General features: G+C 62.7%; 23 protein-coding genes and 1 tRNA gene. 11 read left to right on the plus strand and 13 right to left on the minus strand.

The window, feature by feature from the left end:
* Window positions 1-66: 66 nt before the first annotated feature.
* On the minus strand, window positions 67-1,392 hold the full coding sequence (locus FDW83_RS11325) for a hypothetical protein (protein ID WP_138138188.1): 1,326 nt from the start codon (window positions 1,390-1,392) through the stop codon (window positions 67-69).
* Window positions 1,393-2,229: 837 nt separating this feature from the next.
* Here FDW83_RS11325 and FDW83_RS11330 point away from each other — a divergent pair.
* On the plus strand, window positions 2,230-3,057 hold the full coding sequence (locus tag FDW83_RS11330; protein ID WP_138138189.1) for a hypothetical protein: 828 nt from the start codon (window positions 2,230-2,232) through the stop codon (window positions 3,055-3,057).
* A gap of 544 nt (window positions 3,058-3,601) precedes the next feature.
* Here FDW83_RS11330 and FDW83_RS11335 read toward each other — a convergent pair.
* From FDW83_RS11335 to FDW83_RS11355, 5 genes are all read right to left on the minus strand, one after another.
* A complete protein-coding gene (locus tag FDW83_RS11335) occupies window positions 3,602-4,189 on the minus strand; it encodes a VOC family protein (protein WP_171027541.1) in 588 nt (195 codons plus the stop codon).
* Between the two features lie 643 nt (window positions 4,190-4,832).
* Entirely contained in the window at window positions 4,833-5,222 is a 390-nt protein-coding gene (locus FDW83_RS11340; protein ID WP_138138191.1) for a CBS domain-containing protein, read from the minus strand.
* 30 nt (window positions 5,223-5,252) lie between these two features.
* Window positions 5,253-5,603, minus strand: coding sequence for a transcriptional regulator (locus FDW83_RS11345; protein WP_138138192.1), 351 nt, complete (start codon window positions 5,601-5,603; stop codon window positions 5,253-5,255).
* Entirely contained in the window at window positions 5,600-7,084 is a 1,485-nt protein-coding gene (locus tag FDW83_RS11350; RefSeq protein ID WP_138138193.1) for a DUF1538 domain-containing protein, read from the minus strand. Before FDW83_RS11350 ends, FDW83_RS11345 begins: the two co-directional genes overlap by 4 nt.
* Window positions 7,085-7,776: 692 nt before the next feature.
* A complete protein-coding gene (locus FDW83_RS11355; RefSeq protein ID WP_138138194.1) occupies window positions 7,777-8,082 on the minus strand; it encodes a DUF3040 domain-containing protein in 306 nt (101 codons plus the stop codon).
* Window positions 8,083-8,682: 600 nt separating this feature from the next.
* Here FDW83_RS11355 and FDW83_RS19515 point away from each other — a divergent pair.
* The 3 genes from FDW83_RS19515 to FDW83_RS19170 all read left to right on the plus strand — a co-directional run bounded on the left by FDW83_RS19515 (window position 8,683) and on the right by FDW83_RS19170 (window position 10,543).
* Complete coding sequence (locus FDW83_RS19515; RefSeq protein ID WP_240720959.1) at window positions 8,683-8,940, plus strand: RNA polymerase sigma factor; 258 nt, start codon at window positions 8,683-8,685, stop codon at window positions 8,938-8,940.
* A gap of 374 nt (window positions 8,941-9,314) precedes the next feature.
* Window positions 9,315-9,653: a hypothetical protein gene (locus FDW83_RS11365; protein ID WP_138138195.1), complete on the plus strand. Its 339-nt coding sequence runs from the start codon at window positions 9,315-9,317 to the stop codon at window positions 9,651-9,653.
* Window positions 9,654-10,381: 728 nt separating this feature from the next.
* Window positions 10,382-10,543 (plus strand): hypothetical protein, encoded by a 162-nt coding sequence (locus tag FDW83_RS19170; protein ID WP_171027542.1) that lies wholly within the window; start codon window positions 10,382-10,384, stop codon window positions 10,541-10,543.
* Between the two features lie 95 nt (window positions 10,544-10,638).
* Here FDW83_RS19170 and FDW83_RS11370 read toward each other — a convergent pair whose 3' ends face one another.
* A complete protein-coding gene (locus FDW83_RS11370) occupies window positions 10,639-11,391 on the minus strand; it encodes a phosphotransferase (RefSeq protein WP_138138196.1) in 753 nt (250 codons plus the stop codon).
* Window positions 11,392-11,727: 336 nt separating this feature from the next.
* Here FDW83_RS11370 and FDW83_RS11375 point away from each other — a divergent pair, with 336 nt between their 5' ends.
* Window positions 11,728-12,060, plus strand: coding sequence for an STAS/SEC14 domain-containing protein (locus FDW83_RS11375; RefSeq protein ID WP_138138197.1), 333 nt, complete (start codon window positions 11,728-11,730; stop codon window positions 12,058-12,060).
* Between the two features lie 323 nt (window positions 12,061-12,383).
* On the opposite strand, the gene FDW83_RS11380 is transcribed toward FDW83_RS11375, so the two are convergent.
* Window positions 12,384-12,456: transfer RNA gene (locus FDW83_RS11380), tRNA-Lys, on the minus strand.
* A 165-nt stretch (window positions 12,457-12,621) separates the two neighbouring features.
* Here FDW83_RS11380 and FDW83_RS11385 point away from each other — a divergent pair.
* The 4 genes from FDW83_RS11385 to FDW83_RS11400 all read left to right on the plus strand — a co-directional run bounded on the left by FDW83_RS11385 (window position 12,622) and on the right by FDW83_RS11400 (window position 15,789).
* A complete protein-coding gene (locus FDW83_RS11385) occupies window positions 12,622-13,281 on the plus strand; it encodes a hypothetical protein (RefSeq protein ID WP_138138198.1) in 660 nt (219 codons plus the stop codon).
* Between the two features lie 289 nt (window positions 13,282-13,570).
* Window positions 13,571-14,188, plus strand: a complete 618-nt coding sequence (locus FDW83_RS11390) for a DUF47 domain-containing protein (protein ID WP_138138199.1) — start codon at window positions 13,571-13,573, stop codon at window positions 14,186-14,188.
* Window positions 14,189-15,202, plus strand: a complete 1,014-nt coding sequence (locus FDW83_RS11395) for an inorganic phosphate transporter (RefSeq protein WP_138138200.1) — start codon at window positions 14,189-14,191, stop codon at window positions 15,200-15,202. It abuts the gene before it with no gap.
* A gap of 179 nt (window positions 15,203-15,381) precedes the next feature.
* Window positions 15,382-15,789, plus strand: coding sequence for a hypothetical protein (locus FDW83_RS11400; protein WP_138138201.1), 408 nt, complete (start codon window positions 15,382-15,384; stop codon window positions 15,787-15,789).
* A 52-nt stretch (window positions 15,790-15,841) separates the two neighbouring features.
* Here FDW83_RS11400 and pstB read toward each other — a convergent pair whose 3' ends face one another.
* The 4 genes from pstB to pstS form a co-directional block, all read right to left on the minus strand.
* Window positions 15,842-16,621: a phosphate ABC transporter ATP-binding protein PstB gene (gene pstB / locus FDW83_RS11405; protein WP_138138202.1), complete on the minus strand. Its 780-nt coding sequence runs from the start codon at window positions 16,619-16,621 to the stop codon at window positions 15,842-15,844.
* 70 nt (window positions 16,622-16,691) lie between these two features.
* The gene (pstA, locus tag FDW83_RS11410) at window positions 16,692-17,804 is read right to left on the minus strand and encodes a phosphate ABC transporter permease PstA (RefSeq protein ID WP_138138203.1); all 1,113 of its coding nucleotides are present in this window, start codon (window positions 17,802-17,804) and stop codon (window positions 16,692-16,694) included.
* Window positions 17,805-18,737, minus strand: coding sequence for a phosphate ABC transporter permease subunit PstC (gene pstC, locus FDW83_RS11415; protein ID WP_138138204.1), 933 nt, complete (start codon window positions 18,735-18,737; stop codon window positions 17,805-17,807).
* Between the two features lie 109 nt (window positions 18,738-18,846).
* Window positions 18,847-19,968 carry a phosphate ABC transporter substrate-binding protein PstS gene (gene pstS, locus FDW83_RS11420; RefSeq protein WP_138138205.1) on the minus strand — a complete coding sequence of 374 codons (1,122 nt, stop codon included), beginning with the start codon at window positions 19,966-19,968 and terminating at the stop codon, window positions 18,847-18,849.
* Window positions 19,969-20,221: 253 nt separating this feature from the next.
* On the opposite strand from pstS, the gene FDW83_RS11425 reads away from it, so the two are divergent.
* Together FDW83_RS11425 and radA are read left to right on the plus strand one after the other, a co-directional pair.
* On the plus strand, window positions 20,222-21,349 hold the full coding sequence (locus FDW83_RS11425) for an aromatic acid exporter family protein (RefSeq protein WP_138138206.1): 1,128 nt from the start codon (window positions 20,222-20,224) through the stop codon (window positions 21,347-21,349).
* Window positions 21,350-21,414: 65 nt separating this feature from the next.
* On the plus strand, window positions 21,415-22,788 hold the full coding sequence (gene radA, locus FDW83_RS11430) for a DNA repair protein RadA (RefSeq protein WP_138138207.1): 1,374 nt from the start codon (window positions 21,415-21,417) through the stop codon (window positions 22,786-22,788).
* An 87-nt stretch (window positions 22,789-22,875) separates the two neighbouring features.
* Here radA and FDW83_RS11435 read toward each other — a convergent pair whose 3' ends face one another.
* Window positions 22,876-23,145 carry a hypothetical protein gene (locus FDW83_RS11435; protein ID WP_138138208.1) on the minus strand — a complete coding sequence of 90 codons (270 nt, stop codon included), beginning with the start codon at window positions 23,143-23,145 and terminating at the stop codon, window positions 22,876-22,878.
* Between the last annotated feature and the right edge of the window lie 107 nt (window positions 23,146-23,252).

A 23,252-nucleotide genomic window follows, 5' to 3' on the forward strand; every position in this document is an offset into this window, starting at 1 on the left:
TGGGCGCAGTGATAGAGGTGCCCGCCCGGTTGAACGGGCACCTCTTATCTCGTGCAGCCAGGCTTGCTAGCTGGTGCGAATCCGACGAGCAGCCATTGTTCCGGCTGCTACAACCATGAAGCCGATGCCGGCCGCGAAGGCGCCAATTCCGGCAGGATCGGTACTGGTGGCCGCGGCAGTCTGTACGTTCATTCCGCGGTTAGTTCCACTGGCGGCAAGTGTTACTGCGCCGCCAGTCGTGGCTCCGGCAGTTGTTGTTGCACCGCCGGTTGTTCCTCCGGCCGTTGTTGTACCTCCGGTTGTTCCCCCGGTTCCGCCTGCTCCAGCGCCGATGTCACCGTTGTTGTGGTCGTTGCCGCCCCCGACAGTGCTGACGCCGTCGCACGCTTCGATAGCTGTGCTGAAGAGTGCTTCGAGGTCGAGCAGATCGATGTCGAGCGCATCGAGCTGAACCCGCAGACCGTTTACGGCGGCGATCGCAGCGTCAAGATCAGCCTGGGCATCGAGGACGGCCTGGGCCTCCAGGAGCTGCGTCTGCAGGTTCACCAGCGCCGCAAAGTCCACGTTTGCGCCGGTGAGAGCATTGAGCGCGGCTGCGGTTTCCAGAATGGCTGTAATGTCGCCGGCGTTCAGGGCGGCAACCAGGGCCAGCGCGGCCTCCTGTTCCTCCACGGTGACGACCCCATTGAGTGCTACCTCAAGTGCGGCTACGTCGAACTGCCGCGTCTCGAAATCCTCTACCTCGAGGCCCAACGCCGCAAGCGTGGTGAGGTTAGCGGCGCTCACTACGTCGTCGCCATTGTTGATGTCGAGCAGCAAAGCAGCCACCAGGGCCTGGTCGACGCCCGTAGGAAGCCCGGCGTCAACAGCTGCAACTACAGCTGCCTCCAAGGCGGCCTCATCAAGAAGCGGGGAAAGCAGGAACAGCTCCGGCTCGACGCCGGCGGCTGCCAGTGCTTCCAAAGTTGCCTGGTCCAGCGGACCATCAACTGCGGCATCAATCAGCGCCCGGGCCTGCCCCACTGCGCTGTTTCCGCTTGCATTGGCGTTGATGAGCGCCTGAATGGCGGGCAGCTGCGGTACCTTGAGCCGGGTGTCCTCCAGCGCGGCAGCAATCTGGGCCTCGATTTCAGCACGCGTCAGCGTGTCTTCAGCACGAAGCAGTTCCAGTGTTCCCTGTGCGTCCACCAGGTTCTGCAGCGCTGCGGTGAGCTCAACCTCGAGGTCGGCATTGAGTTCAACAGTGTGCAGCGCCGCGGTGAAGGCGCTTTGCGCGGACAGGCATTCCGAAGAAGTGTGGTCCGCGGATGCAGGCGCGGCACTCAAGAAAACGCCACCAGCGGCGAGCGTGACGGCGGATCCTGCTGCGAGTAGTTGTTTACGCGATTTCAAAGTTCTCCCTAGGGATTTGTAAAAAGTTGGCCCCAGCCCAACAGTGACATCCACGTAGGGACGACAACTCTCAAGGCTTCTCAATGCTTACAGTGTTCGACGAAGCCACAACTAAGGACACTTACTAGTTATGAAATCGTAATCAGGAGTATTGGGTCCCATGAAGCCGTGCTGAAACTCATGCGCGCGCTCGGGTTATCAAGCCCAGTGCGTCGCCGGCGCAGATACAACTCCTGCCGTGGCGAGTCAGGATGCTAAGGACGTGTTGAACCGCCAGTTCGAAACCGCGACCAAACACACCAAATGGGCCCCCGACGTCACCGGGCTCAAGGTAGGCGCCTACAGAATTTACGTGACCTCGTCCTGCCCGGCGGACGCGCTCCCACGCCTTATGCAGACATACCCAACACGCCCCGCTCCAGGATCTGCGGATCATCCGATGTGATTACGGGCGCTGACGAACAGACGACTCCTGACCATGATTCAGGCTAGTGCAGACGACTTCTGATGAAAATGCCGGCAGTGCAGGCTACTTCTGCCAAGCGGATGTCAACAGTCCCGTGCGCCGGGACCATACTTCCGAATGAAGGGGTGCAGACGACTTCTGTGAACGACTCACCGCCTGAAGCTGCAACCCAGAATCGGTCGTTTCGACAGTTGCGAATGGAGTACCTTCATCGGGCAGGTACGGCGTCTTCACAACTTTCGTACCAATGATCGCCTCCCGGACTTCTGGCGTGTTGTTTTTGTTGACCTTTCACGTATCCCTATATTAGTAAGTGAACTTATTATTCGGACTAATCGCAGCCTGCGCACCGAATCCGTAAGCATCACTAAATGGTGGGTATTTTGATGCCGAACCGCACGATCGCCACCAGCATTTTCGCCGCAGCCTTGGGCCTGACGCTCCTGACCGGGGCACCGGCTACCGCCGATACCCATAACCAGGCCGTTCCCGCAGGTTGCCACGTCGTAACCGAGACGGAAACCGTCGTCATCAGCCCGGAAAGAACAGAACAGCGACTGGTCACGCCCGCAGTCGAGCCGGTCATCAGGGTTGAGTACGAATACGTCCACCGGAACGAGAACCACCCGAACTCACCGCGGTGGGAAGAAGAAGGCTGGAACGCAGACGACAGCGAAAATTCCCGCGGATTCTCCTCAACCGGCCAGACCAGGACCGTTATTGTTTCCCCGGGTGCTGATGCCGTTTATGCGACTGTCACCATTCCTGCCGTCACTGAGTCACGGGTTAAGAACACGATCGTATGCCCGGCCGATGGAACCACCGGTGGTGCCGGCAGCGTGGACACCGGAACCGGCGACAACAACGTGGAGACGGTAAACGCCGGGGGTAGCGCCGACGGGGACGCCAGCGCAAACACGGGAACCCAGGCGGGCGCTGTGCTTACTGCCGGCACAAGGCTGGCAGCGCAGCCGGCACAAGCAGTTCCTGCCGTACCACAGGCGCCGGGACAGGACGGCGCTGCTGAGGTCGTCACCGCGGCTGGAATAAGCGAAGTGCCCGCACCGTCCGCCAATGGCGGAGAGCTGGCACGGACCGGCACCAGTGAGGACTTGGCCCTTTTCCTGGGCGGAACGTTTCTTGCCGGCGGCATTAGCATGATCGCAGCCGAGCGCTTCCTGAAGCGCCGCGCCGGCTAACCCTGGAGACCGTCAAGGAGTACAACCGTCCGGAAGGGTGAAGCGCGGCCTCCCTTGGGGCTACCCCTTCACCCTTCCGGGCGCGCTCCGCTCCGACCAGAGCGGGCTGCTCGCTACTGTAAGGGACAACCCCCTACCGTCTGGGAAAAGGAGATTCAATCCGAGGCTTTGGTCGGCGTGCCACCTATACCGGCGTCGTCGGGCAGACAACGCGGCATCGGCTCAGCCGAAGCAGCGACCGTAACGCCAACCAAGCCCTGTATCAGGGTGCTGGTACGCCTGGCCTTACGCCAACAGACCAAAGAGTGCTCGTGCTCCTGGCATCAGGCACGTACCTTTTATAGGAACAGGCAAGCTTGTCCGGCAGGAGACCGTAGGCCAACCGGCCCCCACTGCTGCCCAAAATCGCATTCAAAAAATGGTCGCTTGTGATGGACGCCATCCCGTGGACCCGTCACCGCACAGGAGCAGCGGGACGGTGAGCGCTCTCTAACTGAAAACGCTGCTGTTAATCCCGAGAGCGCCCTTCCAACAACGGCTCCACTTAGCGCGGGAGAGGGTTCGGGCCAGTCGCCGTGATCAGCCGCTGCGGGACCCAGCCGTCAACATGGTGGATACCATCGAACGTCCCGCCTTGCAGCTCAACCACCGCGCGCAGCGGGCGCCGGTGGAACTTCACGTGAGTAAAGTCCTCGAACAGGACGTAATACGGCTCGTTCCACTGGTTTTGGAACTGCTGGCCGGTCAGCGCCTCGCGATGCCGGCGGGAGAACGCGTCGACTTCCTCGCCGACGACCACGCCAAAGTGCTCCATGCCCATCTTGTAAACGCGCTGGTGGACGGGCGGAATGAGCTCGATGAGCGGGATTAATTGGTCATCAAGGACGCGGAGCGGATCCGCGAGAAGGAGCATGGACATCGGCCGCCCGTTCCAAACGTTCTCCATATTGGCGATGGCGTGGCGTTCGAGCAGGGTCCGCAGGTGGACATACTGGTCCCACTCAGGCACGCGGACAGCGAGGTGGCTCAGCTCGTACGACGCGATGTCGATGCCTCGCACGAGCAGGCGGTCGCGCTGCTGCGCGGTGAAAGCCCGATAGTCCCCGATGATGTCGTCCACTGGATCAACCATCATCCTCCTCCTTTACCTTCGCCGCGTTGGTTCTCATCCTTGTCGCATCGCCGACACCGCCTGTAAACCGTCCCGTCGTCGGCGCTCAAGATGCCATCCGTGTCGATACTCAGCTTGCACAGCAGGTCATAAATCATGGCAGCTCCGATACAAACCACAGGGCGCGGTATTCCTAATAATGGCCCTCCCGCCCTCCTGGCGAAAGATGAACTGATTTGCGTCCCCCACAGGATCAGAGCATCGAAAACACCCAGACATCTCATTCACAAGGCACTGGCGCACTAACGCTTTGTCTTCGAGCGGCAAGGATGGCGATCAGCGCGGCCGAAGGGAGAAGGTGGATTCAGTTTCTGGTGCAGCCGACAGGTGGATATGCAGGTCGCCCCGCGCCCTGAATCCTGCAGGCGCAGAAACGCGCGTTACTGACCTGTTCCGGATCCGTCTCCAAGCAGCTAAAGAACTGCGGTCCTGCCCGGCCTCTCCACCATCACCCCCAAAGCCCGTCTCAAAAACGGTCGTTTCTGACCCATACCCATGGGATGATCCAGCAAGGTTGCTGTAGCCCGTCCTGCTGGAGAGCGGGACAAAGCAGGTACTGGCCCTGTTCGGGGCGGACGTCCTGGTCAACCCCAACCAGTAGCCGTCAGATCAGATCTTCCATCATGCGGGCGAGGATATCGTTCATTGCCAGCAGCCCCACGAGTTGGTTCCCTTCAACTACTACCAGGCGGCTGAGGTGGTACCGGCTCATTAGGGCTGCCGCCTGACGCACGGATAGGTCCTCGTTCACCGTAATCGCAGGAATCGTTGCCGCGTCGTAGACGTTCAATAGATCCACATCGCCTTCCTGCGCCACGACCGTGTCCAGGAGTTCCCTGTAGCTGAGCATGCCGTAGGCGTCATGGGCGTGTTGCCGCTCAACTACCAGGCTTTTCACCTGACGTTCCTTCATCATCGACAGCGCCTCCCGGAGGGTGCTGAACGGGGAGATCGTGACGACCTCGGGGACCATAACGTCTCTGACGGTAAGCAATGTTCCTCCTCATAGCAGGGCAGCCTTGGTTCAGGTCTCGGTGCGGCGCAGGTGCTCTTCGAACCTGACGACCTGGGACATCTCGATCCCGGTGAGGTGTTCGATCGGGATCGCGAACGCCAATCCCCGGGACTCGGTACCTTTGACCAGGACCTGATGCAGCTCCTTCAGGATGGGGGCGGTCAGGTGCTGACCGACGACCATGAGCAGCACGGACTGAGTCCCTTCGAAGGTCAGTCCGAAAAAGGTTTTCCTCGCTTCGCCTCCGATGCCCTTGCCCGGAAGGATCGTCACCCCGGTGGCACCGGCCCGCTGCGCCCGGTCAATCACCTTGTCCTCCAGGTCATCGGGTGCGATCACGATGACGGCGGTGAACTTCATCCGGGTTCCCTCCTTAGGCGGGGAGATCTCTCCATCACCATGGCATACACCATGACCGCTATAACAGGAAAGATTGACGCGTAAGCTATCAGCCCGAACCCGTCGATCAGGACGTTCCTACCCTCCACAGCCGCCGCCAGTCCGATGCCCAGGGCGGTGACCAGCGGCACGGTAACCTCGGATGTCGTTACCCCGCCGAGATCGAAGGCCAAAGCGACGATGTATCGCGGGGCCAGGAACATCAACACCATAGCCACCGCGTACGCGGCGGCTATGAAGTAATGGAACGGCCCGCCCACCAGAATCCGGTAGACACCAAAACCAATCCCCAAACCGACCCCAAGTGCCACGATGACCCGAACTGCGGTGGCACTGATCCTCCCGGGGGAAGCGTCCTGGGCCTGCTCACCGATGGCCACCAAGGCCGGTTCGGCCATCGTCACTGCGAAGCCTATGAGCACGGCGAACAACAGGATCAGCGCCGGGACTCCCTGCTCGATCAGTTGCTCCGCCATCAGCGTTCCGAGCGGGACCAATCCCAGCTTCAGGCCAACAACGAAGGCGTACAGGCCCACCAAGACCATCACGAAGCCCACCACTACCCGCCAAGGGTGGGCAAGCCGGCGCCGAAGCGCGATGTATTGGAAGAACAGGACCACACCTACGATGGGCAGGACTTCCCGGACCATTTCGGCCAGCCCCAGGATCATCCCGAGGACCCAATCCGCCGGCCCGTCATCGGAGTCCGGCGGCGGCGGGATGTCACCGGCACCGCCAAAGGAGTAGACCCATGTGCCGTAAAGCTGCACGCCGACCATCGGCACCATCACGCACAGGGCCACAAGACCGAACCCATCGGCCAGCAGGCTGCGTCCGCGGATAGAGTTGGCCAGGCCCAGGCCGATGGCGGCAATGAGGGGCACGCTCACGATGTTGGTGGTGACGCCACCGGCGTCGTATGCAAGGCCGATGATTTCCGCAGGTGCCACGAACGTGAAAGTGAGCGCTACCGCGTACCCCGCGATAAGCAACCTGTGAATAGGCCAACCGCGCAGGACCCTGAGGATGCCCAAGACCAGAACCAGCCCCACGGAGACGGCAATGACCAGGCGCAGGGTCAGCCCGTTAATGCGTCCTTCACTGACGATCTGGGCCTGCTGGGCAACGGCGATCACCGCCGGTTCGGCGATGGAGGCAGCGAAACCGATCGCGAAACCAAACGGCAGCAACAGCCTCAACGCCCCATTCCGGACGAACTGGTTGGCCAAGTTCTTCCCGACCGGGAAGATGCTCAGGTCCAGGCCCTGCAGGAACACTCCAATCCCCGTGGCCACAATCAAAAGTCCGGCGACAAGCTCCAGCGGATCATCCGGCATCCGGCGGAACACCATGAGTTGGAACACCACAACCACGGCCACGATAGGCAGCAGGTTCCTCAGCGCCCCAACAAATTCATTCGCGAAGCGGCTGAGGTGCTCCATGCTCCATCGGGTCCTCTCCCGGTGACGATCCGTGAGTACCTGGGGACTTCAGTTTGCCGGTACGACAGAACACTGTCTAGAAAGACCATTAGCGCTGGATCAGGTAGAGATTGGTCTGGCGCGGGAAGTTAACACCCCTTTACCCTCCTCAAAAGGCAGACCACTAATTACATCGGGGATAACGAGCAGCTTGCTCGCCCGTGTTGTTCGCCGGCCCCCCGGCGGTCCCTGCTTTCGGAAAACGTAAGCGGCAGGAGCCCTGCCGTCAGGAAACACCCAGCGCTACCGCGTGCTCCTGCACTCAACCTAATCTCGACAGCATCTGCACGAAAACAGCAGAAAACCCCGAAGCATGGGGGACGCCTCGGGGTCTTCCTTCGCTTCTCCACGTGCCAACTATGGCAAGTCCTCCCGGTGTAGTGGGCGCCGGCTCAAGACGTGCTGAGACCCGAGCCAGCCCCACCCCCAGCAGCTTCTCTCGGGGCGAAGGCATTATTGTTCCTCCCCCCCAACAAGGACTAAGAGAAGCCACTCAAAGCATCATGTAGAAAGGAACAGTCAGCAAACAGGAGGCGGGTCTCCGTTACGGCCTGGAGGGCGGCCCGTGCCGATCGCCGTCGCCGTGCAGGTAGTGAAGGAATGGAAGCCCCAGGAACTTGCGGCGTGGTGTGCATGTGTTGCGCACATTCCTTTCAGGTTTCACGCTTTGTCTCTTTCGGCCCTAGGTAAAGTCCGAGGCCGTTGATAAACCAGTGCCCGCCGGCCATCATCAGCAGAAAGCCGGCCACGCCGATGATGATGACTTCTGTTGCGGTACCCACAACCACAAGGGTGAATCCGGCGACCAGTGTGAGGACTCCACGGACCACTATGGCCGCCTCCCTGGGATGCTGGCCGGGCGTACCGGTCTGCAGTTTCCGGACCAGATCCGGATCAGTGGAGGCCAGTTCCTGTTCAAGCCTTTCAAAGCGCCTGCGTTCTTCCTCTGGCAGTGCCACGGACCCCCCGTTAACTACTTAGATCGTGCCTTGATCAAAGCTGAATCCGCACGCACACCGATAGGTGAGAAGGCCGCCGTCGTTCTTTGCCGAGCTTGACTACGGTAAGCGCGGCCAGATCAGGCTCTGAAGGCGCTGTGCCGTTCAGCAACGCGTCACCGGGCTGGAGGTGGGTCAAAGACGGCGGGTCCAGAGTGCCAGTTCTCATCGCGGCTCGCTCGCCGCGCGCCGCATGCCGTCGTTGGCAGCATTCCTTTTCAACTTCTTCAGCCCCAAGTGATGCTGCGACGCGATGCACGCGTGTTGCCTGCGTGGTCGATATTGACGTATCAGCGGGACTGGCTGCGGCGTTATTTTATGAGGCTACCTGGGCAGCTCCGCCCCTACCGTCGCGTAGGCCACATCCGAGCGAGGGGCGTTCCGCCTCCCCTTCCGTTGAGGGGTGTTCGGCTCCTTTTTTCAGCCCGATTCAATATCTCGAAACCTCCATGCCTCGAAACCTTGGGATACAAGACTGCCCTGTGTTGCATGCCCATAAGATTTTTTGTGTCTTTCTTGGTTCTGTGTAACCTTTTTCGGCTGTCCCGGACAATACGGGGCATGGGGAACCTCGAGAGTGACGAGGGCAGCCTTTGGTCCCTCAGCCTGGGCGGTGACGGCGAAGCGTTTGGCGTGCTGTACGACAGGCATCGTGACCGAGTGTTCCATCATGCTTACCAGCTCGCTGGGAACCATCACGACGCTGAAGACACCATGGCGGCCGCCTTTCTTGAGCTGTGGCGGCGGCGCGCTAAAGTCCGTGTAGTGGAAGGGAGTTATCCTATCCTGGCTGCTGGTTACGACGACAAACATGGCTAGCAATAACGGGCGAGCTGCCCTCCGCTACCAGAAGCTGCTGGACTCGCCACCGCGCACAGAGGCATCTTCACAGCCGTTGGAAGCTGACCTTTTCCGGTCACCAAGAGAACCTGGACCAGGACTTCTCGCAGGCTCTTGGAACGCTGGGCGCTGAGGACCTGCACTTGGTGAGTCTGGTCGTTTTTGAGGACTATCCACTCGCTGCCGCAGCAGCCGTTTTGAACATGCAGCCAGGACTTCATGGCGCGGACACAGATTCTAGTAGATAGTAAGCAACCTTACGACTGGTTTGCATGCACAACAGGAACATGCGTAACGTGAGTCACGCACCGGGATTAGCACCCCCCTTTCGCCTAAACGAAGGAGTACAACCCATGCAGATCACCAAGACACTTGCCACCGCAGCTCTCACCGCGTCGCTGGCATTCGGCGGCGCCGGAATCGCCCAGGCAGCCACCAATCAGAACGCAGGCGCCGTCGGCGGCCTTGTCGCAGCCGCAGTGAACGCAGACCGCACAGTAGACATCGATCAGATCCAGCTGGTCAATGTGAACGGGGATGTCCTGAGCAACATCGACGTTGACGTTCCCGTGAACAACGTGCTCAACGGCATCACGGTCAACGCCCTGAATGACAACGAGATCGACGTCGAGGACGTACTGGACGTCACCGTCGTGGACAACGTGCTCGTCGTCGTCGTAGACGTCCTCTAAACGCCCCAACACGAAGACAGCTTCCTGCTGCTACCAGGAGGGCCGCACCGACACCGGTGCGGCCCTCCTCCCATCTAGGGGTGTCTTCCAATTTTTTAAAAGTAAGCATGCTTCCCATTAGGTTTGATGCCGGCTTCTTCGCCTGTCCCCCATAAGGCGGAGCGGTTGCCAGGGAACGCCCCGCATTACCGACTCGTGGTGCCCAGTCGGTAGATCACAATACTCGAAAGCTCCGCCTACACTGTCGACGATTCGCTTGTGTTGCCCGCGTTGGAGGCGCAGCGGAGGATTCGAGGCCGCAAGGCATTCGCCGTTCTTCATTCCAGTGGCAGGAGCAGTGAGGACGATCGGGTTTCCGCCTACCAGGAGATAAATGCGACCAAATCCGACCTCGCGAAGTTGGAGTTCGCTGCCAGCAGGCTGCTCACCGATTCCCGCAGCTAACCAATACGAAGCGAGCAGCCGAGTCCAGTAAGGGATCCCGCACCGGGATCGCGAGAGGGCTTACGGGCGGTTACTGCCAGTCACCAAGGGAGCCCTCGAAGGTTGATGGTTCGTCCGGCCACCTGCTTATGGGCTTCGTTCCGGCACAAATCATCGTGGGGCCATTGCTGCTATTACGGTCTGGCGTCCTGCGGAGAGACATCTATGGTGAGCTGATGCAGGCGTGTGTAACCGCACGCTTATAAAAGGGCACGACTTCTTCGGGCACCTGATGGTGCCCAACAGTGGCCGCCGAGGCCATCAGCCAAGACGACGAATATCCAAAGGGCTTCTATCTTCGCGTCGTGGACGGCCAAAAGTGGCTGCGTGGATATCAATACGACGACGAGTACATCTGGTCACCCAATGGCCGGTTTACCTTTCAGTTTCCGCTGCCACCTGAATGAATAACCCGGGTGCAGTGAAGGGTTTCCGTTCGGACAGCCGCACCTTCTCCTAATCCCAAGCGACGTCGCAAACAAGATTGCTTTCCGCCTCCTTTCTAGGCGAGAGCTTGTGCCCACGCTGCCTTGTTGCGACGGACGTAATCGGCAGCGGCACGCCAGTGCTCGCCATGACCATTCAGGTACATGTCGGCCCAGGGCTGGAATCCCGTCTTATGGGAGGATTCCAGGAGGTCGTACATGGCAGCCGTTCGCTTCACCAGGGCTTCGGGCAAAGCCTTCCGCAGTGCGGCATCTGCTCCGTAGCCGTCCACTACTACTGCCCGCAATCTCAATGCAGCTTCAGCTACGGGTTGTTCGTCAAAGAGCAGGCCGAAGGACTGCGCAGCATATGCCAGATCCCAAAGACGTGTGCTCGGCCCGGCTGCATCCCAGGCGATGAAGACCCACCGCTCCCCCAAAATCAGGTTCCACGGAGCCAGGTCGTTATGACACATCAGATCCGGCTCCTCGGCCGGCAGCAGCACTTTCCACCCGTCTATATCGGGAAGCTCCAGGCATTCACTCGCGTTATGGATCTGCCGGATCAGACCACCCACCCGCAGCAGCGCGTCGCGTCCTAACGGAAGCTGATCCATCGCAGAAACACCATCTACGTACTCGATAACATGACGGCCCTGATCATCCCGGCCCAGAGATCGGGGAACATCAACTCCCGCTGCCCGGAGAACGTCCAAGTAGCTTTGAACAGCAGATGAGTTTGCCAACCACGGTTTCCGCACCGTGTCACCAATGCGGACAACACTCTCCGAAGCATTTCCACCGGTCAGTTTTTGCTCTTCTGCAACCACCCAGAGAACGCTACTGGGCGCAATCATGCTGAGCAAAGGCTTGTTCGCTCCATCAATACCGTAATGCGCCGGCCATTGCAGATAAAACGGTCGCTATTGGATGTCGTGGGCCGGGTTCCATCGGTATCCTTACGGCCAAGAGGCCGGGTCTCCGACAAAACCTTGACAACGGCTATCCGTACGCAAAATTGCCGCCAGGGCACCTTGATCTAACAGGAACAAGAGATATTCACATGAAGGGGGCATCCAATCCCTTCACATTAGCCTTTAGTCATTACCGGAAATTGGGGGGTTCAGAAAGTGGGGCTTGGTGGGTCAGGCGAGGTAGCGCTGTTCTTGGACGAACACGGCATCCTTCAGCTGACGTGGCCGCGCCACGCTATCGTCGGTTCAAGTGATGCTGAGGCAGCCATGCGGATGGTTAACGAGCTGTGCGGACAAACGGAACGTCCGCTGCTGGTGGACATGGCCACAGTGTCTACCGTCAGCCGTGGTGCACGCGCTGTTTTCGCCCGGCCCTGCCAAGCATCCCAAGTTGCGCTTCTGGGGGCCTCGCCCGTAGACAAAGTCATCGCAAACTTCGTTTTGGCCATGAACAAGGCAAGCCGCCCTAAACGTTTCTTCACTTCACGGGTGGAAGCCATGAAGTGGTTGATGAAAGGCACATAACCTGACGTATCGCCGTCCTCACGAAGGACTTGAATCAAGCACTAACGCTGCACATAGAGAAAGCCCGCGTACTCGGTCAATCGCTCGGTCCGATCCTCACTAGCGATTTCCTGATCGACCTGGAAGTGTGTAAATCAGGGTTCTGACCGTCATTGAACCACCTCACGTAGGACCATGGGGTTGGCTGTTCTTGAAACACCCCAACTTCTCGCCAGACGCTTCATGACGGGCATCGAAGAACCAAACTAGTTGGGTTTCCGTTGGATATAGTCCCAAAACCACCAGCAGGTCAGAGGCTGTATCCCTCTGACCTGCGTAAACGGTGGGCCCTGTGGGGCTCGAACCCACGACCCACGGATTAAAAGTCCGATGCTCTACCAACTGAGCTAAAGGCCCCTGCCGTCCGGTCAAACATACCCGTCCGGCCCATTCCATTTCTGGACATTAATACTCTAACGCATGGTTCCGGCGCCTCGGCACCCACGCGTGCGCCGCCGTCGAGCCTCACCGGAAGGCGCCGGGACGCTCGATTCGGGCACCGCACAGGAGTAGCGTGGGGGCATGAGCCAGCAAGCAGGATCCGGTCCTTACGGCGGCGCGCACCGGCACCACAAGCCGAAGCCGTTCGCTCCCATCGACTTCGAGCCCTTCGCCGGCGGCGCCGATCCCGCCCGGGTTTCCGAGGCAGCCCACCTCGCCGCGCATGCCCTGGTCCGCCATGGCCGGGACAGCGACGACCCCGTGGTGACCCAGCGCCTGGTGAAGCTCGCCGATGAACAGGGCCTGGAGGCCATCGCCGAGATGTGGGCCGAGAGCCCTGCCCGTTCCCTGCCCGGCGCGCTCTGGCGGCTGTACGCGCTGCGCGCCGCCACCGTCCAGGACCCTGAGCGCATTTCCGTCTATTTCCGCGCGGGCCGGGACACCGCCCAGGTCTCCAACGTGGTGGCGGGCGCGGCCGAGCCGCCCGGCGCTGACGAGATGACGGCCATGGCAGACGCCATCCTCTCCGGAGCGTTCGACGGCGAGTTCGACGTCGCGCTGGAACGTTCCGCTGCTTTCTGCCGGGTTGTGGCGCTGGGCCAGGCGACCGTCGCCGACGGCGCCGAACACGCCAACGAAGCGCATGCCAGCAAGCTGACCCGGAACTCGCACCAGCTGGTCAAGACAGCGGAGGACCTGGAACACGCAGCCAACGCTTGGCGGCTGGGCGAACTCGACTGAGCCCGCGCCTGCCCCGCCGTCGGCCCGATGTAAAGATTGACTTGCGCCCGGCAACGTAGAAAACTGAAACCGGTGCCGAACCGCGAAACCCCCGGGCTTCAACACTCAGCCGCCTAGAGCGGCCTACCGCCGAGAGGCGTATCCGGTTCGGCACCATTTTTCTGCCCGCCCACCGTTCGGCCATTTCAACGCTGCAGTTACGGGCCGGTAGAGTTAGCGTCAGTTGCCTGCCAGGGTCAAGTCACACGGCGGCAATCCCGCAATGTACTTTTCCCGGAAACGGAACCACGTGAAGCTGCGCCTTTTTCCCCAGGAGCCCGCCGGGCTGAACCTCCTCACGCAGATGGCGCAGCAAATCGTGCTGGCCAGCGGCACCCTGGCGGAAATCCTCGGCCTGCCTGCAGCCGAGCACGAAAAGCTGGTTGAGGACATGCACAACCACGAGGCCAGGTCGGCTGAACTGCATTTCGCGATCCTGACCCACATGCGCACCAGCTTTGTGAACCCCCTTCCCCGCGAGGACATGTACGCCCTCTCCCGGTACCTCAACGAAGCCATGGAGAAGATGGACGCCGCCGCCGAACTGGTGGCCCTCTACAAACTGGAACGGCTCCCCAAACGGGCCGCGGAACAGCTCGAAATCATCAGCCGGCAGGCTGAACTGACCGTAGATGCCATGCGCCGGCTGGACAACCTGGACGACCTTGAGGACTACTGGATCGAGATCCTTCGGCTGGCCAAGCGGGCGGAACGGACGCACCGGGTGTGGGTGGCGGACATGATCGGCGACATGAAATGGGCCCAGTATTCCCGCCACCGGGACATCGCCAACCAGCTGGTGGAGGTCACCAAGGACATGCGGCGGGTAGCCACCCAGGTGGGCAGCATCATCGTCAAGGAATCCTGAGTGGCGCCGGTAATTTTCGGTGCGGTGGTCCTGGTGACCGCAGCCTTCGCGTTCCTCAACGGCTTCCGCGACGTTTCCAACGCCGTCGCGCTGGCAACCCGCACAAGGGCCCTCACACCCAGCATCGCCGTGCTGCTGGCCGCGTTCTTCAACTTCATCGGCGCCCTGCTCAGCGCGGGCCTTGCCGTTGCAGTCAGCCAGCACTGGATCACGTTGCCTCCGGGTTCCAGCGGCCTGAGCATCCTCATCGCCGGCCTGGTCAGCGCCTGCGCGTGGGGGCTGCTGATGTGGTGGCGCGGGATGCCCTCATCCTCGACCCATGCCCTGGTGGGCGGCCTGGCAGGTGCCGGCCTGGCGAGCCTCGCCGTGGGCGGCACGGGAGTGGGCGGCGTGGACCAGTCCCTGCTGTTCCAGGTGGTCCTGCCGCTGGTGCTGTCCCCGCTCGTGGCCTACAGCTTCGCGTTCTTTTTGGTGTATCCGGCAACGTGGGCAGCCCGACACACACAGCCCAACGTGGTGAACCAGCGGTTCCGGCGCAGCCAGGCCATCGCGGCGGGCGCGGTGGCGTTCGGCCACGGCCTGCAGGACGGCCAGCGGGTCAGCGCGGTGCTGCTGCTTGCCCTGCTGGCGGCGGGCTATTCCGACGGCGGGACGATGCCCGTGTGGGTGGCGTTGCTGTCCGCAGTGATGATCACCGCGGGAACGCTTTTCGGCGGCTGGCGGATTTCGCACACCATCGGCCACAAGATCACGCGGATAGACCCGCTGCGCGGATCCGTGGCCCAGATCTACAGCGCCGTGATGCTGTTCGTGGGCGCCATCGCGCTGCACTGGCCGCTGTCCACCACGCACACCGTCACCTCGGCGGTCCTGGGCGCCGGAGAGAACCAGAACTTCGCGGTGACCCACCGCAAGCTGGTGTTCCGCATCCTCGGCCTGTGGGCCCTGACCCCGGCCGCCACGGCCGCCCTGGCGTTCATCCTGGCGCTTGCCCTGTCACCGCTGGCCGGCTGAAGCCTGTGCAAGGGGTTCCGCTCCCCTATACAGCGGACGGCTGGTGACGTAGATTCAAAAGTACGTCCCCCGGCACTGAGGCCCCGGGACTTGCGCCCGCCGCCGTGTGCAGGCCTTTGGGCGTTCGCCGCTGCAGCCACCGGCGGCCTGGAAGCACATCGCGGAAAAGATCAGGCGTTATGTCTACCTCGAACTCCCGGCGTCCCTTGCCCCAGCCGCGGCAACTCGGATGCCAAAACTGCGGAACGGAACACCACCTCACCATCCACGCCATCACCGCAATGGGCGCGGCGGGCGGCGACCTGGTGACGGTGTCCTACACCTGCAACGACTGCAGCCTGTTCCAGGAGCACCTCGCCTACGCGGCAGACGTCGCTGCGGCCCTGCACCAGGTGCGGTGGATGGCCAAGGTCATTATGTTCGGCGACGATTACATCCATTGCGGCTTCCCCATGGAGGAAGCGGAGTTCGAAATCGAGCGGCTCTGCTACCGCAACAGCAGCAGCGGAAGCGGGCTCAGCGCCGTCTGCCTGCCTACGAGGGTCCTGCGCTGCCGCTGCGGCTTCCAGCTCGAAGTTCCGGAATAGGCCCGCCCGGGAACGCCTGCAGCGCTGCCGGAAGGGCCTATCGGAAGGCGATTTACCCGAAGCGGCCGGAGACGTAATCCTCGGTGGCCTTCTGGGCGGGGTTGCTGAACATGGTGTGGGTGTCACCGAACTCGATCAGCTTGCCCGGCTTGCCTGTGCCGGCGATGTTGAAGAACGCGGTTTTGTCCGAGACGCGTGCCGCCTGCTGCATGTTGTGGGTCACGATCACCACGGTGTACTGGTCCTTGAGCTCGTTGATGAGGTCCTCAATGGCCAGCGTGGAGATGGGGTCCAGTGCGGAGCAGGGCTCGTCCATCAGGATCACCTGCGGTTCCACGGCGATGGCGCGGGCGATGCAGAGGCGCTGCTGCTGGCCGCCGGAAAGCCCCGAACCGGGCTTGTCCAGGCGGTCCTTGACCTCGTTCCACAGGTTGGCGCCCTTCAGCGAGCGCTCAACGAGGACATCAGCCTCGCCCTTGGAAATCTTCTTGTTGTTCAGCTTGACGCCGGCCAGCACGTTGTCGCGGATGGACATGGTGGGGAACGGGTTGGGCCGTTGGAACACCATGCCGATCTGCGAACGCACGGTCACCGGGTCCACGCCGGCGCCGTACAGGTTGTCGCCGTCGAGCAGGACCTCGCCTTCCACGCGGGCGCCGGGCAGGACCTCGTGCATGCGGTTTAGGGTGCGCAGGAAGGTTGACTTTCCGCAGCCGGAGGGGCCGATGAATGCGGTGACGGACTTGGCCTCGATGTTGATGGTGACGTCCTCCACGGCGAGGAAGTCGCCGTAGTACACGTTCAGGTCCTTGACGTCGATGCGCTTAGACATGGTGTTCCTTCACTTACTGGGTATGAATTGAGTCTAGGTTCCCGCCCGGAAGGGCGGTAGCAGTAACTTGTCAGCGGCCGGTCTTGGGAGCGAAGACGCGGGCGATGAGGCGTGCCGCAAGGTTGAGGACCATCACCAGGATGATCAGCACCAGCGCCGCTCCCCAGGCGCGCTGGTTGGACGGATCCGGGTTGGCCGGCGAGGTGGGGTTCAGGATCTGGGTGTAGATGAACGTGGGCAGGGACGCCATCCAGCCGCTGAAGACATTCGAGTTGATGCTCGTGGCGAACCCGGCCGTGACCAGGATGGGCGCGGTTTCGCCGATGACGCGGGCGATGGCCAAGGTGACGCCGGACGCGATGCCGGAGATCGCCGTCGGGATCACCACCTTGACGATGGTCCGCCACTTGCGGACGCCGAGGGCGTAGGAGGCCTCGCGCAGCTCGTTGGGAACAATTTTCAGCATTTCCTCGCTGGAGCGGACCACCACGGGAATCATCAGCACCGACAGGGCGACGGCGGCCACCGCACCGGTCTTGGTGCCGGGCCCGACGACGGCGAAGAAGAAGGCGGCGGCGAAGAGGCCGGCCACGATGGACGGAATACCCGTCATGACATCCACGAAGAACGTGATGGCCCGGGCCAGGCGGCCGTCGTTGCCGTACTCAACCAGGTAGATGGCGGTGAGCAGGCCCACCGGGACGGAGATGAGGGTAGCAAGCAGGGTGATCTGCACCGTGCCCAGGAGTGCGTGGTAGATGCCGCCCAGCACGGGGGCACCTTCCTCCACAGCCCGGTTGTCGTACACGCCGGTGACGCCGTTCATGGAGGTGCTGAGGAACCCGGGGGCCAGGAGTCCGGGAACACCGTTGACCAGGACGGTCCAGATCACGGAGACAAGCGGCAGCAGGGCGACCAGGAAGGACCCCACCACCAGGCACGTTGCCAGCTTGTCCTTTGCCTTGCGGGACCCTTCCGACGCCGCGCTCCAGGACACCAGTCCGATGGCGAACAGCAGCGCTGAGACGATGCCCCAGCCGAAGGCGTTGAAGCCCACCAGGGCCATGATGGCGGCACCGATGATGAGCGCGGCGGCGAGGACGACGTACGGGGCGTACTTGGGCAGCTGCCCCTTGGTCAGGGCCGAGCGCTTGCTGCGCACCGGGGTAAGCGTGGAGGTCATTTAGTTGGCTCCCGAGAATTCTTTGTGCCGGCTGATGATCCAGCGCGCGATCATGTTCACGGCCAGGGTGATGATGAACAGGACCAGGCCTGCGGCGATCAGTGTGCTGACCTTGAGTCCGCTTGCTTCCGGGAAATTGAGCGCGATTTCCGCCGCGATGGTCTGGTTGCCGGACTGGATCAGGCTCGCGGTGAGGGCGCCGGAGGAAAGCACCAGGGCGACTGCCATGGTTTCACCCAGTGCGCGGCCCAGGCCCAGCATGACGGCGCTGATGATTCCCGGCCGGGCGAAGGGCAGGACCGACATCTTGATCATTTCCCAGCGGGTGGCACCCAGCGCGAGGGCTGCTTCCTCGTGCAGTTTGGGAGTCTGCAGGAAGATTTCGCGGGACAGCGAGGTGATGATGGGCAGGACCATCACCGAGAGGACAATGCCGGCGGTGAGGATGGTCTTGCCGGTGGCGGAGGCCGGGCCCTGGAAGATGGGCAGCCAGCCCATGTTGGCGGCCAGCCAGTTGTAGGCCGGAGAGATTTCCTTGGCAAGGAAGGCCGCTCCCCACGCGCCGTAGATCACGGACGGGATGGCGGCGAGCAGGTCCACCACGTAGCCAAGGCCGGAGGCCAGCCCGCGGGGCGCGAAGTGTGAAATGAAGAGGGCAACGCCGATGGCGATGGGCGTTGCGATGACCAGGGCGATCACTGCGGCGATGAGGGTGCCGATGACGATGGGCCAGATGTAGGCGAAAAAGCCTTCACCGCCCTGGATTTCTGCGGACGGGGCGGTCAGCGCAGGGATGGCCTGGACCACCAGGAAGAGCGCGACGCCGAACAGGACGGCGAGGATGAGGCAGCCGGCGGCGAGCGCGGCACCGGAAAAGACTTTGTCACCGGCTCGGCCGGCGCCCTGGGTGGTGGTCAGGGAGGTGGCGGTCATTCGACGGCCCTTCGATCGTTTACTGACACTGAAAATATATGGTGCTTCTCAAACCGAAGTTCCCCGCACTGCCTTTCGGCAGGCGGGGAACCCGGTTTTGGACAGTTTATTAGGACTTGACCTTGATGGACTCGATGGCCGCGGTTGCCTTCTCGGCCAGGGCGGAGGACAGCGGTGCGGACTTGGCGGAATCCGCGGCAGTCTGCTGGCCTTCCTCGGACACTACGTAGTTCTCGAAGGCCTTGACCAGGTCGACGGTCTCCTGGCTGTCGTAGGCGCTGCAGACCACGTGGTAGGAAACGAGGACAACCGGGTAGGCGCCCGACTCAGTGGTCTTGCGGTCCAGCTTGATGGCGACGTCGTTGGTGGAGCGGCCCTCGACCGGGGATCCTGCTTCCACGGCCTTGGCGGCAGCCTCGGCGGAAATCTCAACGAATTCCTCGCCCACCTTGATGGAGGCGGTGCCCAGGGCGCCGCCAACGGCGGAGTCGTCAGCGTAGGTCACTGCACCCGGGGTGTCGGTGACGGTCTTGACGACGCCGGAGGTGCCCTTGGCGTTCTCGCCCTGCAGGGTTGCGGGCCAGACACCGGAGGCCTTGTCCGTCCAGACCTCGGGAGCGGCGGCGGACAGGTACTCGGTGAAGTTGGTGGTGGTGCCGGAATCGTCGGAGCGGTTGACCGGGGTGACCTTCAGGTCGGGAAGGGTGACGCCCTCGTTCAGGGCAGCGATGGCGGGATCGTTCCAGGTGGCGATTTCGCCGCGGAAGATCTTGGCCACGGCGGCTGCGTCCAGCTTCAGCTCTTCAATGCCGGGGAGGTTGAAGGCAACGGCGATCGGCGAGATGTACACCGGGATGTTAATGGCGCCGTCTGGACCGCAGACAGCCTTGGAGGCTTCCAGCTCGTCGTCCTTCAGGTAGGCGTCCGAGCCGGCGAACTGTGCGGAGCCGTCGATGAGCGCCTTTCGGCCGGCACCGGAGCCGTCCGGGGAGTACTGCACGGTGGCGCCCTGGTTCGCGGAGGCGAAGCCGGCCTTCCAGGCGTCCATGGCCGCACCGGTGGAGGATGCGCCGATGCCGGTGAGGGTACCGGTGACCTTGGGACCGGACGAACCCTGTTCGCCTCCAGGGGTGGTGCCGGTGGCGTTGTCCGAACCGCAGGCTGTGAGCGCGAGTGCGCCGGCTGCGATAACAGCGATAGCCGCGTGGCGGCCGAAGCGGGATGCCTTCACTACGTGTACCCCTTCCAGGGTTATTCAGTGCGGGGCAGGGAACGGAAAACCCTGCTGCGCGATGCGTACTTTTGTACCTTCATCGAAGTTAGGGGCCACAGGTAACGGGATGGTCCGTCCAAGATGAACGGAGGATTAACGACAGCGTGAATTTGGCTTACAAATGCCGGGTCACCATTGCGCAGATCACATCTCCAGTCGTAGTGCATCCCGACCGGGATTGACAGTGCTGGCAACACATAAACTGAACGGCATGGCTCCCGCAGCAGGACTATCAGCAGGCAGGCGATTCCTGCGCAGCCGTATCCGGACCGGCCTGATCCGCAGCCGGAACTCGATGTTTCCCGCGGTCCAGATGACAGTCTGTGCGGTGGGGGCCTACGCCTTCGCCGAGTACGTGCTGGGGCACTCGGGCCCGCTGTTCGCCGCCACGTCCTCCCTGATTGCCCTCGGCTTCTCGCGCGAGCCGCGCCTGCGGCGTGTGCTGGAAGTGGGGCTCGGCTGCACCATCGGCATCGCGGTAGGTGATCTGCTCCTGCACTGGCTGGGCGGCGGAATCTGGCAGGCCGCCGTCGTGCTTCTTTTCTCCATCCTGCTTGCCCGCTTCCTGGACAGCGGCAATATCTTCACCACGCAGCTGGCCCTCCAGTCGCTGCTCGTGGTGCTGCTGCCTGCGCCGACCGGCGGGCCTTTCACCCGGAGCATCGACGCCGTGGTCGGCGGGCTGTTCGCACTGCTCGTCACCATCCTGGCGCCCAAGGATCCGCGCCGCGAACCCCGCAAGGACGTCCAGAAGCTGCTGCACGAGCTGGCCGAAGTGCTGCGCGAATGCGCTGAGGCGCTGGCCGGCAGCGATTCGACGAGGGCCTGGCACGCGCTGGTCCGGGGCCGCAACTGCCAGTCACTTGTGGACGGCATGCGGCATTCCCTGCGGGCCTCGGGCGAGGTGGCCCGCCTGGCCCCCGCCTACCGGCGGCACCGGGAAGAGCTGGACCGGTTGCAGGTGTCGCTTGACTTTATCGACCTTGCGCTGCGCAACAGCCGGGTGTTCGCGCGCCGCCTCACCAGTGCCATCAACCATGCGGCGCTCTCCGACGAGGCCACTGAGAACATTGCCGAGGTGCTGCAGGAGACCGCTGCCGCGGTTGACGAGTTGTCCCTGGGTCTCGCAGAGACGCACGACGGCGTCCGGCGCGCCCACCTGCGCACCGCACGGAACGACCTGAGTGAGATCGCCCTGCGGCTGCATCCAAAACTGCTCGGGGTGCAGCGGCTCGAAGGCGAGACGGTGGTGATGCTGTTCCGGCCGCTTATGGTGGACCTGCTGGAAGCCACCGGGATGGACGCGCGCGAGGCCCGGGACGTGCTCCCGGCGCTTTAGCCCGCGGCCGTGGATCGAAAACCCCTGCGGGGGAATTGTCATGGCCCACCGCTAGGGTTGGACGCATGGCATCAAAGACTTCCCGGGCTTCCAAGGCGCCCGCATACAAGTGCGTCGAATGCGGCTGGATCACGGTCAAGTGGGTGGGCCGCTGCGGCGAGTGCCAGGCGTGGGGCACGGTGGAGGAAACCGGCACCGCGGTGGCACGGACGACGCCGGCAGCTACGGTTGCTGAGCCGGCGCGCCCGATTGCCGAGGTGGATGCAACCACCGCGGCTTTCCTGCCCACGGGCGTTGATGAGCTGGACCGGGTGCTGGGCGGCGGCCTGGTCCCGGGTGCAGTCATCCTGCTGGCCGGTGAGCCGGGTGTCGGCAAATCCACGCTCCTGTTGGACGTTGCCGCCAAATTTGCCCGGACCGCGCAGGACGTCCTGTATGTAACCGGTGAGGAGTCAGCGGCCCAGGTGAAGCTGCGCGCCGAACGGATTGACGCCGTCGCCGAATCCCTCTACCTGTCGGCCGAAACGGACCTCGGCCAGGCACTGGGGCAGGTGGAAAAGATTGAACCGCGGCTCCTGATCGTGGACTCGGTGCAGACACTCAGCAGCGCGGACGTGGACGGCAGCGCCGGTGGCGTTTCCCAGGTCCGGGAGGTGGCTGCGTCCATTATCGCCGCGGCCAAGCGCCGTAACATGACCACGCTGCTGGTAGGCCACGTAACCAAGGACGGTTCCATCGCCGGTCCGCGGCTCCTGGAGCACCTGGTGGATGTGGTGTGCCAGTTCGAGGGTGAACGCCATTCGCGGCTGCGGCTGCTCCGTGCGGTAAAGAACCGCTACGGGCCCACGGATGACGTGGGCTGCTTCGACCTGAACGAGAACGGCATCGAGGGCCTGGCCGATCCCAGCGGACTGTTTGTCAGCCGGACCAAGGATCCCGTCTCCGGCACCTGCATCACGGTGACTATGGAAGGCAGGCGGCCGCTCCTGGCGGAAGTCCAGTCGCTGCTCGCCGAAAGCCCCAACTCGCAGCCCCGGCGCGCCACCAGCGGCCTGGACAGCTCCCGGGTGTCCATGCTGCTGGCCGTCCTGCAGCAACGCGCCGGAACCCTGCTGCACAAGGATGACTCCTACGTGGCAACTGTGGGCGGCGTGAAACTCAGCGAACCAGCCACTGACCTTGCTGTTGCCCTGGCGGTCGCCTCGGCCAAGGCACGCAAGCCGCTGCCCGTCCGCCTGATAGCCTTCGGCGAAGTGGGGCTCGCCGGGGAGGTCCGGCCCGTGCCCGGCATCAACCAGCGCATCCAGGAAGCCCACCGGCTCGGGTTTACACACGCAGTGGTTCCGGCCAGCCACACAGGTCCCGGCCCTGTTCCCGCGGGCTTCTCCGTGCGTGAAGTGGAGCACCTGACGGAGGCGCTGAGTCTACTGATCGGATAGCCGCCCTCCCGGCAGAGAGTTTTTGTGCAGATATGAGGACTTCAGCGCCGGCCCTTTGCCCTGCATATCTGGACAAAAACTCCGGAGTCAGGGGTGCTGGGCGAGCTGCTCGGGGTCGTCCCGGTGGGCACCGAAAAGCCACCCGGATACGTCGCTGCGCAGCGCCAGCAGCGGCCCGCCGGTGGCGCTGACGTTTCCGGTGGGCACGTAATATCCGCGGCCGGAACCGGGTCCGCCGGCCGCCCGGTCCAGCGCATCCTGGAGATGGCGCGGCAGGTGGCCCTGGGGCCCAAGGCTGCGAAGTTCCTCAAGTTCTTCCGGCGTGAGCCGTCCCAAAACCTCAGCAATATTGGCCATGACGGGTCCCTTCAGCAGACTGCTTGAAGGAATAACCTAAAGCAGTGCCGTGAACTCCGGGTTAACACCGGAAGGCGGTTTTGCGCCTGTTCGAGGGCAGTGCGCGG

This window comes from Pseudarthrobacter sp. NamE2 (genome assembly GCF_005796205.1).
Lineage (GTDB): Bacteria > Actinomycetota > Actinomycetes > Actinomycetales > Micrococcaceae > Arthrobacter.